At 63.6% G+C, this 14,522-nt stretch carries 15 protein-coding genes; 7 read left to right on the forward strand and 8 right to left on the reverse strand.

What is annotated here, in order from left to right; all coding sequences use genetic code 11:
* Positions 1 to 159: 159 nt before the first annotated feature.
* Together BSQ44_RS18885 and BSQ44_RS18890 are read right to left on the reverse strand one after the other, a co-directional pair.
* The gene (locus tag BSQ44_RS18885; protein WP_072606673.1) at positions 160 to 1,209 is read right to left on the reverse strand and encodes a TRAP transporter substrate-binding protein; all 1,050 of its coding nucleotides are present in this window, start codon (positions 1,207 to 1,209) and stop codon (positions 160 to 162) included.
* A 165-nt stretch (positions 1,210 to 1,374) separates the two neighbouring features.
* A complete protein-coding gene (locus tag BSQ44_RS18890) occupies positions 1,375 to 1,827 on the reverse strand; it encodes an Lrp/AsnC family transcriptional regulator (RefSeq protein WP_072606674.1) in 453 nt (150 codons plus the stop codon).
* Positions 1,828 to 1,983: 156 nt separating this feature from the next.
* Between BSQ44_RS18890 and hppD the strand changes: the two genes are divergently transcribed.
* The 3 genes from hppD to BSQ44_RS18905 all read left to right on the forward strand — a co-directional run bounded on the left by hppD (position 1,984) and on the right by BSQ44_RS18905 (position 3,809).
* Positions 1,984 to 3,096 carry a 4-hydroxyphenylpyruvate dioxygenase gene (hppD, locus tag BSQ44_RS18895; protein WP_072606675.1) on the forward strand — a complete coding sequence of 371 codons (1,113 nt, stop codon included), beginning with the start codon at positions 1,984 to 1,986 and terminating at the stop codon, positions 3,094 to 3,096.
* Between the two features lie 117 nt (positions 3,097 to 3,213).
* Positions 3,214 to 3,438, forward strand: coding sequence for a type II toxin-antitoxin system Phd/YefM family antitoxin (locus tag BSQ44_RS18900; RefSeq protein WP_072606676.1), 225 nt, complete (start codon positions 3,214 to 3,216; stop codon positions 3,436 to 3,438).
* Entirely contained in the window at positions 3,435 to 3,809 is a 375-nt protein-coding gene (locus tag BSQ44_RS18905; RefSeq protein WP_072606677.1) for a type II toxin-antitoxin system VapC family toxin, read from the forward strand. Before BSQ44_RS18900 ends, BSQ44_RS18905 begins: the two co-directional genes overlap by 4 nt.
* A gap of 25 nt (positions 3,810 to 3,834) precedes the next feature.
* Here BSQ44_RS18905 and BSQ44_RS18910 read toward each other — a convergent pair whose 3' ends face one another.
* The 3 genes from BSQ44_RS18910 to BSQ44_RS18920 form a co-directional block, all read right to left on the reverse strand.
* Entirely contained in the window at positions 3,835 to 4,404 is a 570-nt protein-coding gene (locus tag BSQ44_RS18910; RefSeq protein WP_072606678.1) for a DinB family protein, read from the reverse strand.
* A gap of 3 nt (positions 4,405 to 4,407) precedes the next feature.
* A complete protein-coding gene (locus tag BSQ44_RS18915) occupies positions 4,408 to 4,701 on the reverse strand; it encodes a hypothetical protein (protein WP_072606679.1) in 294 nt (97 codons plus the stop codon).
* A 73-nt stretch (positions 4,702 to 4,774) separates the two neighbouring features.
* The gene (locus BSQ44_RS18920; protein ID WP_072606680.1) at positions 4,775 to 5,788 is read right to left on the reverse strand and encodes a fumarylacetoacetate hydrolase family protein; all 1,014 of its coding nucleotides are present in this window, start codon (positions 5,786 to 5,788) and stop codon (positions 4,775 to 4,777) included.
* A gap of 95 nt (positions 5,789 to 5,883) precedes the next feature.
* On the opposite strand from BSQ44_RS18920, the gene BSQ44_RS18925 reads away from it, so the two are divergent.
* Positions 5,884 to 6,351, forward strand: coding sequence for a MarR family winged helix-turn-helix transcriptional regulator (locus BSQ44_RS18925; RefSeq protein WP_072606681.1), 468 nt, complete (start codon positions 5,884 to 5,886; stop codon positions 6,349 to 6,351).
* Between the two features lie 34 nt (positions 6,352 to 6,385).
* Here the strand turns inward: BSQ44_RS18925 and tdh are convergent, their stop codons facing one another.
* Positions 6,386 to 7,420, reverse strand: coding sequence for an L-threonine 3-dehydrogenase (gene tdh, locus BSQ44_RS18930; RefSeq protein WP_072606682.1), 1,035 nt, complete (start codon positions 7,418 to 7,420; stop codon positions 6,386 to 6,388).
* A gap of 234 nt (positions 7,421 to 7,654) precedes the next feature.
* Positions 7,655 to 8,845, reverse strand: coding sequence for a glycine C-acetyltransferase (locus BSQ44_RS18940; RefSeq protein ID WP_072606684.1), 1,191 nt, complete (start codon positions 8,843 to 8,845; stop codon positions 7,655 to 7,657).
* Here BSQ44_RS18940 and BSQ44_RS18945 point away from each other — a divergent pair.
* A complete protein-coding gene (locus BSQ44_RS18945; protein ID WP_083534815.1) occupies positions 8,833 to 10,191 on the forward strand; it encodes a GGDEF domain-containing protein in 1,359 nt (452 codons plus the stop codon). The genes BSQ44_RS18940 and BSQ44_RS18945 overlap by 13 nt on opposite strands.
* Positions 10,192 to 10,397: 206 nt before the next feature.
* On the forward strand, positions 10,398 to 10,805 hold the full coding sequence (locus tag BSQ44_RS18950) for a DUF7282 domain-containing protein (protein WP_072606686.1): 408 nt from the start codon (positions 10,398 to 10,400) through the stop codon (positions 10,803 to 10,805).
* Positions 10,806 to 10,951: 146 nt separating this feature from the next.
* Here BSQ44_RS18950 and BSQ44_RS18955 read toward each other — a convergent pair whose 3' ends face one another.
* Complete coding sequence (locus BSQ44_RS18955) at positions 10,952 to 12,160, reverse strand: acyl-CoA dehydrogenase (RefSeq protein ID WP_072606687.1); 1,209 nt, start codon at positions 12,158 to 12,160, stop codon at positions 10,952 to 10,954.
* A 231-nt stretch (positions 12,161 to 12,391) separates the two neighbouring features.
* On the opposite strand from BSQ44_RS18955, the gene BSQ44_RS18960 reads away from it, so the two are divergent.
* Positions 12,392 to 14,488, forward strand: coding sequence for a putative bifunctional diguanylate cyclase/phosphodiesterase (locus tag BSQ44_RS18960; RefSeq protein WP_072606688.1), 2,097 nt, complete (start codon positions 12,392 to 12,394; stop codon positions 14,486 to 14,488).
* Positions 14,489 to 14,522: the final 34 nt, after the last annotated feature.

Raw genomic sequence — 14,522 nt, forward strand, 5'->3', positions numbered from 1 at the left:
CGCATGGACCGACTCTGGATGCCACGGGAAAGTTTGTCATGCAACGACAGGCCCTGCCAACAGGCCGTGGCCCGCATCTTCCCGGCTCCTGTGCGGCCGGGTCATGGTTCGGGGCAGGCATTGCTGCCTGCCCCGGTGACCGGAAGCCGTCGCTGCGACTTACTGGTTGGTGTACTTGTCGATGAGCGCGCGCGCCTCGTCGATCAGCGCCTGACCATCGATGCCCTTGGCTTCCATCTCCTTGACCCAGTTGGCGTAGACCGGCTGGGCGGCTTCGCGCCAGCGGGCGACTTCCGCCTCGTCGAGGGTGATGATGTTGTTGCCGTGATCGACGGCAAGCTGGCGGGCCGGTCCGTCGGCGCTTGCCTGGGTGCTACCGGCGAAGGCGGAGAATTCCTGGCCGGAATTGTCGTCGATGACTTTCTTCAGGTCGTCCGGAAGACCCTCGTAGCGGTCCTTGTTCATAGCCAGCACGAAGGCCGTGGTATAGAGCGCGTGGTCACCGCCGAACTCGGTGTGGTTGTTGACGAGTTCCGGCACCTTGAGCGCGGTCGTGACTTCCCAAGGGATGACGGCGCCGTCGATCACGCCCTTCGAGAGTGCTTCCGTCACCGCCGGTACCGGCAGGCCGACAGCCGTGGCGCCGAGTTCGCCCAGAAGCCCGGTGATGATGCGGGTCGGCGCGCGCAGCTTCAGGCCGTTCATGTCCTCGAGTTTGGCGACCGGGGTCTTGGAGTGGATCATGCCCGGTCCGTGCACCCAGGTGCCGACGATGTGGACGTCCTGGAAATCGGTGTCCTTCATCTCCTTTTCGAAGAGGTCCCAGTAGGCGCGCGAAGTCGCGCCGGCATTGGTCATCATGAAGGGCAGCTCGAACACCTCGACGCGCGGAAAGCGGCCCGGCGTATAACCGACGACGGTCCAGACGACGTCGACGGTGCCGTCGATCGCCTGATCCATCAGCTGCGGCGGCGTGCCACCGAGCTGCATGGAGGGGTAGCGCTCGACCTTGATGCGGCCGTTGGAGTCCGCCTCGACGTCGTCGGCCCACTTGTCGAGCACCAGCTTCGGCACATTTGCCTGCGCCGGCAGGAATTGGTGCAGCCGCAGCGTCACCTCCTGAGCGACGCCCACGGCCGTGCTCGAAAGCCACGATGCGGCGGCGACGGCGCCGGCAAGCGCCAGCGACTTGATGGATAGGGTCTTCATTCTAGTCCTCCCATTGATCAGCGATCTCGACCGGAGCGAGTATCAGCGAAAACCGGCAAGCGGTCGAGCATATCCTGATGCAAATACGCGTAACAATGAAGCGGCAGGCGCGCTTTTTCTCGTAACATGAAGCCAAGGGACGACGGATCGGCCCGGCTGGGTGGATCAGACCGGCAGTCCGCCGTTTTCCTTCAGCGTCTCCAGCACGATAGCGGTCTTGACGTGCTGAACCGATTCGTGCGGCAGAAGCACGCCGTTGACGAACTCGGACAGCGACTTCAAGTCGGGCGTGACCACCTTCACCACGTAGTCCATTTCCCCGGTAAGGGCATGCGCCTCCTGCACCTCCGGCAGCCGCGAAAGCAGATCGGCAAAGCGGCGGGCATTGTCGCGGTTGTGCGTGGCGAGCGTGACCGAGATGATGTTGACCAGCGGAAAGCCCATCTTCTCCCGGTCGAGCACCGCCTTGTAGCCCCGGATGTAGCCTTCCTCCTCGAGCCGGAGGCGCCGCCGCGAACATTGCGAGGGCGAAAGGTTCACGCGTTCGCTCAGATCATTGTTGGTCAGCCGCGCATCGTCCTGCAACAAGGACAGTATCTTGCGGTCGAACTGATCCATCCCGTCACTCCCGTGCGTCCAGACGATCGTTCATGCACATATCGTGTACGAAGAGGACATGATCCCGGATGCTTTGCAAGCCCCTTGCATCCGAAATGGCGTAGGATGCGTTGACATTCATTGCCGCCACGGCGGCCACGGAACAGGAGGCTGACCATGGGTCCTTTCCCGCACGACGCACCCCCCGCCAAAATCTCCGACCAGAACCCCGCCGGCACGGACGGGTTCGAGTTCGTCGAGTTCGCTCATCCCGAACCGGCGAAGCTTTCGGAACTGTTCCAGCGCATGGGCTACATCCGGGTCGCGAAGCATCGCACCAAGGACATCACCGTCTGGCGCCAGGGCGACATTAACTACGTGGTCAACGCCGAGCCCGGCTCCCACGCCATGCGGTTCGTGGACGAACACGGCCCCTGCGCGCCATCGATGGCATGGCGCGTGGTCGATGCGAAGCATGCCTTCGAGCACGCGGTGTCGAAGGGCGCGGAACCCTACGACGGCGACGACAAGGCGCTTGACGTGCCGGCGATCGTCGGCATCGGCGGATCGCTGCTCTATTTCGTCGACAGGTACGGCGACAAGGGCTCGGCCTACGACGCGGAGTTCGAGTGGCTCGGCGCGCGCGATCCGAAGCCGGAAGGCGTCGGCTTCTATTTCCTCGACCACCTGACCCACAACGTCTATCGCGGCAACATGGACAAGTGGTGGGCCTTCTACCGCGAGCTCTTCGGCTTCAGCCAGATCCACTATTTCGACATCGACGGCCGCATCACGGGGCTCGTCAGCCGCGCCATCACCTCGCCCTGCGGCAAGATCCGCATCCCGCTCAACGAGTCCAAGGACGACACGAGCCAGATCGAGGAATACCTTAAGAAGTACAAGGGCGAAGGCATCCAGCACATCGCGGTGGGCACCGACGGCATCTACGAAGCCACCGACAAGCTGGCCGCGAACGGGCTGAAGTTCATGCCGGGTCCGCCCGAAACGTACTACGAGATGTCGAAGGAGCGCGTGCAGGGCCACGACGAGCCGATCGACAAGATGAAGAAGCACGGCATCCTGATCGACGGCGAAGGCGTGGTGAACGGCGGCATGACGAAGATCCTTCTGCAGATCTTCTCAAAGACCGTCATCGGTCCGATCTTCTTCGAATTCATCCAGCGGAAGGGCGACGAAGGCTTCGGCGAGGGCAATTTCCGCGCGCTGTTCGAGTCCATCGAGGAAGACCAGATCCGTCGCGGCGTGATCAGCAAGGAAGCGGCGGAGTAGGTCGGGAGACAGCCGGCCGATACCACAAAGCGCGTCTGCGGCCTGCCATGGCTCCCGGGAAAAATTTGCGCGCTTCGGAAATATGACCTATATTCGGGTCATAATCTGGAGCATGCAATGAATATCCCCGTTGCCGAAGCGAAAGCCAGATTCTCGGAACTCGTGAAGCGGGCTCAGGCCGGCGAGGAGATCGTCGTCACCCGCCACGGCAAGCCAGTGGCCCGCGTGGTGCCGGCGGCGGTTGAGGACGAGCTTCCACGTATTGGAGCGTTGAAGGGGCTGATACGGATAGCGGACGATTTCGACGCGCCGCTCGAGGAGTTTGCCGAGTACATGAAGTGAGCGAGGCATATCTCGCGGACACACATATCCTTCTCTGGTCGCTGGCAGACGACCCGCGATTGAACGACGTCCATCGGGCGATCCTCGGCTCCCACGCCGTCGTCTATGCCAGCGCGGCGAGCGTCTGGGAGATTTCGATCAAGAAGGCGCTCGGCAAGCTTGAGGCGCCCGACAATCTTCCGGACCTGCTTCCGCGGATGCGCTTCAGGCCGCTGCCGATATCGATCGAGCACGCAGCCGCAGTCGCGCGGCTTCCGCGATTTCACGGAGATCCGTTCGACCGGCTTCTGGTTGCACAAGCAAGGTTGGAAGACCTGACGCTGCTTACCGTCGACACGCTCCTCGCATCCTATGACGTGCGTACCGCGTAACGTTGGGATGGTTGCAAAACCGGTCCTATGGTCGTTGCAGCACGGCAGTATTCAATTCCTCAAACCCCAGCCGCTGCATCTCCTCCCGCCTGAGCGGCGCATCGAAATCGAGCAGGAACTCGTCCAGTTGCGGCGGCTCGACCGACGTTCCGGCGAGCATCGCATGCACCTGGCCGCGGTGGTGGATGTCGTGGAGGAAGAGATGCGCGAGCAAGTCGCCGATCCGCTCGGGAAAGCGACCGGCCTCGCCCCTGTCGGTGACGACGCGGCGCGCCATGTCGTCTTCCGACAAGCCATCGCAGAACGCGATCAATTCCTCATCCCAGTGGCGCTGGGCGGCTTCGAGCGCTGCGACCTCGTCGTATGGTATGAACTGCTGAAAGGCGGCTGGGCCGATGCCGCCCTGCTTCAACGCGTCGAGATAATAGAGATCGACCGCGAGGATGTGGTTCAATGTCTCGGCGATCGACGGGAAGAAACTCGTGCGCGGCGCCTCGAATTCTCCCGGCCGCAGCGACAGCACCGCTCGATAAAGCCGGTCGTTGGACCAGCGGTTGTTGCGAGCCATGCGGCATAGATGCGCTGCGAGCGACATGGCTCAGCCGGGCAGGAAGACCAGAACGACCAGGGCGAACAGCACGAAGCCTGCGAGATTCGCTGCCAGCAGCATGTTCATGCGGCGGCGCAGCCGCTGCGTCTCGTCGTCTCTGGCCACGCGCCAGTTCGTGACCGTGAATGGCATCGCCGCGTAGCGCGGCAATCCCGTCTCGTTGCGCAGGGCCGAAGAGCGCTGCTCGATCCGGTAGCTAAGGCGGATCGCCTGGATGAAGGCGGCGAGCATAGCCACCGCCCAGACAACCGATCCGATGTAGAACCATCCCCCGACCGCCATCGCCCATTCTCCCTGTCCGTCCGGCGCCAGACTGGCAGGCCCGCGCGTCGGCGGCAAGCCGGCGACCGTCCGGTCAGCGCTCGTACTTCTTCACCGTCTGCTCGATCGCGCCGAAGATCGAGTGCCCGGCCTTGTCCTTCATCTCGATGCGAACCGTATCGCCGAACCGCATGAATGGAGTCACCGGCTTGCCGGTGTCGATCGTCTCGATCGTGCGAATCTCGGCGATGCAGGAATAGCCGGCGCCGCCCTGCTCGATCGGTTTGCCGGGGCCGCCGTCGAGCTTGTTCGAAACCGTGCCGGAACCGATGATCGCTCCGGCGGAAAGCGGGCGCGTCCTGGCGGCATGGGCGATGAGGGTCGGGAAATCGAACGTCATGTCGACGCCCGCGTCCGCACGGCCGAAGGGTTTTCCGTTGAAGTCGACCATCAGCGGCAGGTGCAGCTTTCCGCCGTCCCAGGCGTCGCCGAGTTCGTCGGGCGTGACGGCGACCGGAGAGAAGGCCGAGGACGGCTTGGACTGGAAGAAGCCGAAACCTTTGCCGAGCTCCGCCGGGATCAGTCCGCGCAGCGAAACGTCGTTGACCAGCACGACCAGCCGGATCGCCGCGCGCGCCTCCTCGATACCGGCTCCCATGGGTACGTCGTCGACGATCACGGCGACCTCACCCTCCATGTCGATGCCCCAGGCCTCATCGGCCATCAGGATCGGGTCACGAGGCGCCAGGAAGCTGTCGGAGCCGCCCTGGTACATCAGCGGGTCGGACCAGAAGCTGTCGGGCATTTCGGCATTGCGCGCCTTACGCACGAGTTCGACGTGGTTGACGTAGGCCGAACCGTCTGCCCACTGGTAGGCGCGCGGCAGCGGCGACAGCACGTCGTGCTCGTGGAAACGCTCGAAGGGGACCGCGCCGTGCTCAAGGCTCTCGGCCAGCGCTTCCAGATGCGCTGAGATGCGCTTCCAGTCGTCGAGAGCGGCCTGTAGCGTCGGCGCGAGAAAGGACGCGTCCGTACAGCGGGTGAGATCGCGGGAGGCGACCACCAGTCGTCCGTCGCGTTTTCCGTTCCTGATCGTCGCTAGCTTCAAGGTCTGCGCTCCCTCGGCTTCAAGGCCCGTTTGACGGGTCCCGTATTTCGTTGCATCCGTAACCGTCGAGAATGTAACCATCGAGCGGAACGGCGATGATCGCGGAGAAGGAGCACGGCGCAAACCGCGCGGCAAGCCTGGAACTGGAGAATTTTCTTCCCTATCGGCTGAACCGGCTGGCCGATGCGGTGAGCCGGGAGTTCCAGAAAATCTACAAGGATCGCTACGGCCTGACGCGTCCCGAATGGCGCCTTCTCGCCACGCTGGGTCAATACGGCACCATGACGGCGACCGACATCGGTAGCCATTCCGCCATGCACAAGACCAAGGTGAGCCGCGCCGTCTCGGCGCTGGAGAAGCGCAACTGGCTGGCGCGCGAGACGGACCGGATCGACCGCCGCATCGAGCGGCTCAGCCTGACGAAGATCGGCAACCGGACGTATCGCGAACTCGTGCCGCTGGCGCGCGCGTTCGAGTCAGACTTGCTTTCAGGGCTGGAGCCGTCCGACAGGCAGTCTTTGCTTGCGGGGCTGGATGCACTCGAGCGCGGCCTCGCGGGTTGAAAACGACCAGTGCCACCATCGCGTCGGCGATGTCTCACCAGTCCAGCACCACCTTGCCCGAATTGCCGCTCTTCATGGCCTCGAAACCGTCGATGTAGTCGTCCACGCCCAACCGATGCGTGATAAGGCCGGAGACGTCGAGCGGACCCTGTACCAGCGCGATCATCTTGTACCAGGTCTCGAACATCTCGCGACCGTAGATGCCTTTCAGGGTCAGCATCTTGAAGATGACCTTGTTCCAGTCGATCTCGAAGCCGGTTGGTGCGATGCCGAGGATGGCGATCTTGCCACCATTGTTCATCGTGTCGATCATGTCGCGAAACGCCGCCGCGGAGCCCGACATTTCGAGCCCGACGTCGAAGCCCTCACGCATGCCCTCCTCGGCCATCACGTCGGCGAGCTTTTCCCGCGATGCGTCGACCACGTGATGGATGCCGAGCTTGCGGGCGAGCGCCAGCCGGGTCGGGTTGATGTCTGTGATGACGACCTTGCGCGCACCGACGGCCTGCGCCACCAGCGCGCCCATGATGCCGATCGGCCCGGCGCCGGTGACAAGCACGTCCTCGCCGACGAGATCGAAGGAAAGCGCGGTGTGGACCGCGTTGCCGAGCGGGTCGAAGATCGCCGCGACCTCGTCGGGAATATCGTCGGGGATCGGCACGACGTTGTGCTGCGGCAGGCAGAGATACTCGGCGAAGGCGCCAGGCCGCTGCACGCCGACGCCGAGCGTATTGCGGCACAGATGCCCCCTGCCCGCCCGGCAGTTTCGGCAATGCCCGCACACGATGTGCCCCTCGCCCGAGACGCGTTGCCCGACCCTGTATTCGGTGACCGCCGAACCGAAATCCGCGACCGTGCCGACGAATTCGTGGCCGGTGACCATCGGCACCGGTACGGTCTTTCGCGCCCACTGGTCCCAGTTGTAGATATGGACGTCGGTGCCGCAGATTGCGGTCTTCTTCACCTTGATCAGGACGTCGTTGGGTCCGATCTCGGGGACCGGAACGTTCTCCATCCAGATGCCGGGTTCGGATCGGGCTTTGACGAGGGCGCGCATCATGTTGGACACGGAGAGGCTCCAGGGATGGGGTCGCTTCGAATCAATTCGGATCGGAAAAAACGTCGAGACTGAACATCATCGTCGCACCTTGAAGACGATCGACTGCACAGATCGAATGCAAATAGAAGCACTGGCGTCGGTCATCGTCCTCATCTTTCCAGAGGTTCCTCACCGAGACTTCTACAGCCTCCCTATCCGTTTCATCTATCCCTTCACCGCAAAACCAACACTGTACGCCTAACGTCAAGATACCACCCCCAGTTCTCTCCCCACCTCGCCGAACGCCTCCACCGCCCGGTCAATGTCGTCGGCACTGTGCGCCGCCGACATCTGCGTCCTGATCCGCGCTTGCCCTTTCGGCACCACGGGAAACGAGAACCCGACGACGTAGATGCCGCGTTCCAGCATCTTTTCCGCCATCGCACCGGCAAGGGCGGCGTCGCCGATCATCACCGGGATGATGGGGTGATCGGCGCCGGCAAGGCGGAAGCCGAGTTTCGCCATCGAGGAACGGAAGCGTTCGGCGTTAGCGGTCAGCTTGGCCCGCAAGGCGTCGCCATACTCGACGATGTCGAACACCTTCAGAGAGGCCACCGCGATGGCCGGCATCAGCGTGTTGGAGAACAAGTAAGGCCGCGAGTGCTGGCGCAGCCAGTCGACCACCTCTCGCCGGCCTGCCGTGTAGCCGCCGGACGCGCCGCCCAGCGCCTTGCCCAGCGTGCCCGTGATGATGTCGACGCGGCCTTCGACCCCGCAATGCTCGGCCGATCCGCGGCCATGCTTGCCGACAAAGCCCACCGCATGGCTGTCGTCCACCATCACCATCGCACTGTATTTTTCCGCCAGGTCGCAGACGCCGGCGAGATTGGCGATGATGCCATCCATGGAAAAGACGCCGTCGGTCGCGATCATCTTGAATCGGCAGCCCTCGGCCTTCTTCAGTTCCTCTTCCAGCGCGGCCATGTCATTGTTGGCGTAGCGGAACCGCTTGGCCTTGGAGAGCCGCACGCCGTCGATGATCGAGGCATGGTTGAGCGCGTCGGAGATCACCGCGTCTTCTTCACCGAGCAGCGTTTCGAACAATCCGCCATTGGCGTCGAAGCAGGAGGAGTAGAGGATCGAATCCTCGAAGCCGAGGAAGGAGGCGATCCTGGCCTCGAGCTGCTTGTGCTCCTCCTGCGTTCCACAGATGAAGCGCACCGATGCCATCCCGTAGCCGTAGCGGTCGAGGCCCGCCTTGGCGGCGCCGCGCAGCTCGTCTGAATCGGCCAGTCCGAGATAGTTGTTGGCGCAGAAATTCAGCACCTTGCGCCCGCCGGCAACCGCGATTTCGGCCGACTGCATCGAGGTGATGACGCGCTCGGACTTGTAGAGCCCGGCCTCGCGCAGTTCGGAGAGTTCGTCCTCGAGATGGTTGAGGAATGCCTTGGTCATCGCGTACCTCCTGCGGTCTTGTCGCGCATAAAGAGAGAGCAGACAATGGAGGATACTTTGTCCCCGCTGCTGCCGGTTCCGGCCGGCTGAAAACGGCGGCGGCCAAACCTAAGCAAAAAATTAGGATTGCCCGAATAGCTTTGGCCGACAGCCACAGAGGAGACGGGGCCGCGGTGATCGCAGGATCGGCCGAAAAGGAGGAACAGGACGCGATTTTGTCGATGCGAATGGATGCCATGCTCCATTCGTCGCCGGCATCGTTCCTGAGCGTCGTCGGCGGAATATTCGCCGTTTATGCCTATTGGTCGCCATCGACAGCGCCCGCCCTGCTCGTTTGGCTGACCTGCATCGTGGCGATCTCGCTGACGAACCTGGGAGCGACCATCCTGTATGCCCGTCGCTATCCCTCGGCATGGACCGCCCAAACCTGGGCTCGGTTCGAGAACATCATGCATCTCCTGTCCGGCATCAGCTGGGGCCTGGGCGGCGGCTGGATGTTGAGCTTCGCGGATGAGCACCAGGCTGTGCTGACGCTTGCGATCGGCCTGGCGGCGGTCACCGTCTCTATACCATCCGTTGTGCATCTGCCCGCATACAACCTTTTCCACCTGCCGATCTTCTGGTCCTACGCGATCGGACTCGTCTTCAGCTCGCTGCAGTTCAATTGGCTGATCGCCAGCGGCTTTTTCCTCCTCGGTCCCTTCGGGATCATGATCGGGCGAGTGCTCGGAGACCAGATCTCCACTGCGCTGCGGCTCTCCCTGGAGAACAAGCAGCTTGCCCAGCGTCTGGAAGAACGCAGTGCCGAACTGGAAGCCGCGAACCGCGAACTCGAGATCGAAAGCCACACCGACCCGCTGACCGGCGTCGCCAACCGCCGACGGTTGATGAATTTCGCTCGTGCCGTGCGTGGACGCTGCGCGGTGATGATCGTCGATATCGATCACTTCAAATCCTACAATGACAGCTTCGGTCATGTCGCAGGCGACGCCTGTCTCGCGGCAGTGGCCGAGACCCTGGATCGAAGCATCCGGCCCAACCAGGATCTCGCCGCGCGCCTCGGTGGCGAGGAGTTCGCCGTGGTACTGGTGGATGTGAGCGCTGAGGCCGCGGCGGAGCAGGCCGAAGCGATACGCGCCAACGTCGAGGCACTTCAGGCAACGCATAGGGACCGTGTCAGGCGACAGGTCACCGTGAGCGTCGGCCTGTCGACGCGCGACGCAAATCAGCAGAAGCCCCTGTCCGTCCTGATGGAAGAAGCGGATGCCGCCGTGTATCGCGCCAAGGCGGCCGGGCGAAACCGGGTCTGCCTGCACGAGACCCCGGGCCAGCGGCACGTGGCCTGAAGACGCGGCGACCGGCGCGACACCGTGCCGGCCCATTGGAACAGCGAACCGGTGATTGCCGCTATATGCCCGGCTACCCCGTGCCCGCGGCCATCTCTTTCGGATCACCATTTCCCCAGCGCCACGAGAATCGAATTTGTCCGTCGGTGAAACTTCCACGCCGGCCCTCCCGTATCTCTGACCGCAAACAGAAACGGAGGTAATCCATGTACCGCATTCTCTCCACGGCCGCAGCGCTCGTGGTCACCGTCTCCGCCGCTCAGGCCATGTCGAACCCGGCCGTCATGGTCTCCGACCAGGACGTTTCCTCCGGCACGGTCAGTGCCGACAAGATCACTGCAGAGAACAACGGCTGGCTCGTGGTCCACCGCACCGATGCCGACATGAAGCCCGGGCCGGTCGTCGGTTACGCACCGCTCAAGGCCGGCGACAACATGGACGTCTCGGCCATCCTCCAGGAGGAAGTGAAGTCCGGCGAGATGCTGATGCTGATGGTGCACGGCGAGGCCGGCGGCATGAAGACCGGCGTGTTCGAATACACGCTCGGCGCCAAGGAAGACGGACCAATCCGCGTCGACGACAAGCTCGTCATGACTGTCATCACCGCGCAATAGCATAGCCGCCGGCTCCGGCCGGAGACGTCACGCGATATCCGGCGTCATCAAGAACGCCGCCGCCGGAAACGCCTCCCCAATGGCGGTTCCGGCCACTCTAACGACCGCTTCGCCTTGGGCGGGGCGGTCGCCTTTTGGAAGGTGCCTCAGAAGAACGCCTGGATTCCCGTCTGCGCCCGTCCGAGGATCAGCGCGTGGACGTCGTGCGCGCCTTCGTAGGTGTTGACCGTCTCCAGGTTCTGCGCGTGGCGCATCACATGATAGCCGATCTGGATGCCGTTGCCGCCGTGCATGTCGCGGGCCTGGCGGGCGATGTCGAGCGCCTTGCCGCAATTGTTGCGCTTCACGATCGAGATCATCTCGGGCGCCATCTTGCCTTCGTCCATCAGCCGCCCGACCCGCAGCGAGCCCTGCAGACCGAGCGCGATGTCGGTCTGCATGTCGGCGAGCTTCTTCTGGAAGAGCTGCGTGGCGGCGAGCGGCTTGCCGAACTGCTTGCGGTCGAGCCCGTACTGGCGCGCCCGGAACCAGCAATCCTCCGCCGCGCCGAGTGAGCCCCACGAGATGCCGTAGCGGGCGCGGTTCAGGCAGCCGAACGGACCCTTGAGGCCGGACACGTTGGGCAGCAAAGCGTCCTCGCCGACCTCGACGTTCTCCATGACCACTTCGCCGGTGATCGAGGCGCGGAGCGACAACTTGCCGCCGATCTTCGGCGCCGACAGGCCTTTCATGCCCTTTTCGAGCACGAAACCGCGGATCTGGTTGTCGTGCGCCGCCGACTTTGCCCACACCACGAAGACGTCGGCGATCGGCGCGTTCGATATCCACATCTTGGAGCCGGAAATGCGATAGCCGCTGTCGGTCTTTTCCGCCCGCGTTTTCATGCCGCCCGGATCCGATCCCGCGTCCGGCTCGGTAAGTCCGAAACAGCCGATGAACTCGCCCGAGGCGAGCTTGGGCAGGTATTTCCGGCGCTGCTCCTCGGAGCCGTAGGCGTGGATCGGATACATGACCAGCGACGACTGCACGCTCATCATGGAGCGATAGCCGCTGTCGACGCGTTCCACTTCGCGCGCGACCAGCCCGTAGGTGACGTAGTTGGCGCCGATCCCGCCATACTCCTCCGGGATGGTGACGCCGAGCAGACCCGCCTCTCCCATCTCCCGGAAGATCGCCGGATCGGTGGTCTCGTTCATGTAGGCGTCCTCGACGCGCGGCGCGAGCTTGTCTGCCGCGAATGCGGCCGCGGCGTCGCGGATCATGCGCTCGTCTTCCGACAGCTGGTCCTCCAGCAGGAAGGGATCGTTCCACACGAAACTGGCAGCCGTGGTTTTCGCCGGGTTCTGTATGTTCATTGTCGTTTCCGCCGTTTGCCTTGCGATGCGGCCTTTCTAGTGCCTTTCGCCATCGGATGGAAACCGGGAAAAATGTGTTGCGCGGCGAACCGGTGTCTGCGCCGCTAATGGTTTCCTAACCACCCGACAGATTTCCGCCGGACTCGACCGGTGGCACACCTACCAATTAACACTCGGATTCTATTCTTACCCTGGGGAACGACAGCCGTTCGCAGGGGACCACGGGGCGCAATGTTCAGACTGCCGAGCTTCAGGGCCGGGACAGGGAAGCCGGTCACGCTCATCACTTTCGCCTACTGGGTCGCACTTCTCATCATCGCTGTGATGCTGGCCGGATCCTTCATGCTCCTGCAGCAAATGCTGGCGGCCCAACAGCGAAATGAGCGGATTATTGGCCTGGCCGGCGCGCAGCGCGCCCTTTCACAGCGGGTGGTGTTCCTGGCGAACGCGGCGGGCACCGCTCCAGCGATCCGCCAGGCCCAGCTGGTCGAGGCGCTCGGGCAGGCGACGGCGGAATTCGAGGCCAATTACGACGACTTGCTGGACCAGCTCGACGCCGATCCCTTCTCGAAGGCCCGCAACGATCCGGCCACCGTCGATAGCGTCCTGTTTTCCGCGCCCTACCATCTCGACTACTTCTCCGGCAGCCTGGCGGCGAACGGATGGCGCGTCGCGTCTGCCCTCAAGACCGAATTGCATCCGAACGCGGGCGTCGTCGGATATCTGGCCGGCAAGGAACGCGCGAAGCTGGACGACGTCGTGGCGACGGCAACGATGGATGGCTACGCCGCGCTCGGCGAGCGGCTTTCCGCAACAGGACGCGAACGCCTGTCCGCCTTGCTCCATCTGCACCGGATCCTCTTCTTCGCGACCCTGGCGGTGATGCTGCTCATCGCGGTCTTCATCTTTCGCCCGATGGCCGGGATGATCGGCCGGCGCACGGATCAGCTCGTCGAGGCGCGCAATGCCATGGCCTACAACGCCATCCACGACGAACTGACCGGCCTCTACAACCGATCTTTCCTGAAGTATCGCTTCGACAAGTTCATCGAAAACGCGGCCGCGCGCGGCGGCGGCATGGCGGTCATCCAGTTCGATCTCGACCGCTTCAAGCAGATCAACGACACGCTGGGGCATGCGGCCGGCGACCATGTCCTCGCCATCACCGCCACGCGGATGCGCGAGGCGAGCCGCAAGCGGGATATCGCCGTAAGACTTGGCGGCGACGAATTCGTCCTGGTTTCCAACCGTTGCGACGACGACGGCGAGATTGCCGCCCTCGCCGAAAGTGTCCTGCGGGCGATCAACCGGCCGATCGACTACGAGGGGACGACGATCAGTCCCGGCGCCAGCGCCGGCATCGCGGTCTACCCGCGGGATGGCGAGCGCGGCTCCGATCTCCTGATGCACGCAGACGTCGCGCTTTACTCGGCCAAGAAATCCGGCGGCGGCACCTTCTCGTTCTTCACCGACGACCTGCGGCGCGAGATCGCCGCACGCCTCGATATCGAGCAGCAGATGGTCCTCGCCATCGCCAGCCAGGACTTCACCGTCTGCTTCCAGCCGCAGGTCTCGCTGTCGGACGGCAGAGTAACCGGTCTCGAGGCCCTCGTTCGCTGGCTGCCGCCGGACGGAAAGTTCATCCCGCCCTCGGTCTTCGTACCGATTGCGGAAAAGTGCGGGCTGATGCCGGCCATCGGGCGCATCGTGTTCAGGAAGGCCATCGCGGCGGCGGCAGATTGGCATCGGGAGGGGCTCGAGTTCGGACGCCTCGCCCTCAACGCCTCGAGCAGCGAGCTCGCCCAGCCCGATTTCGCCGGCTTCCTCTTCAAGACCCTGAAAGCCGAAGGACTTCCCCCGCAGCGGCTGGCACTCGAAATCGTCGAATCGGTGATGCTGGACGACGAGAAGACCGGTATCGCAGCAACGCTCCGCACGGTACGGAAAGAGGGGATCGCGCTCGAACTCGACGATTTCGGCACCGGCTATGCCTCCCTGACCCACGTCGACCCTCGGGAGATCGACCGACTGAAGATCGACCGGCGCTTCGTGCACAACATCGACAGCAATTCGCATCATGCGCAGATCGTCCGCGCGGTGACCGACCTGGCGCGCGGGCTGGGCATAGGCATCATCGCGGAGGGCGCCGAAACCGAAACCGAGCTTTCGCTGCTGGCCGGCATCGGCTGCGACCAGGTCCAGGGCTACGCCGTTTCCTTCCCGATGCCTTCCGACAACATGCGCGAATGGCTGGCGACCCGGAAGGTCGGGAACCGGAATACCGTTCCTACCGAGGAACCCGAAGCGTCACGAAACCAAGCCGCCTGAAGCCTTCACGGTACAATGCGGCCGCCGCCCTTCT

This window comes from Aquibium oceanicum (assembly GCF_001889605.1).
Lineage (GTDB): Bacteria > Pseudomonadota > Alphaproteobacteria > Rhizobiales > Rhizobiaceae > Aquibium > Aquibium oceanicum.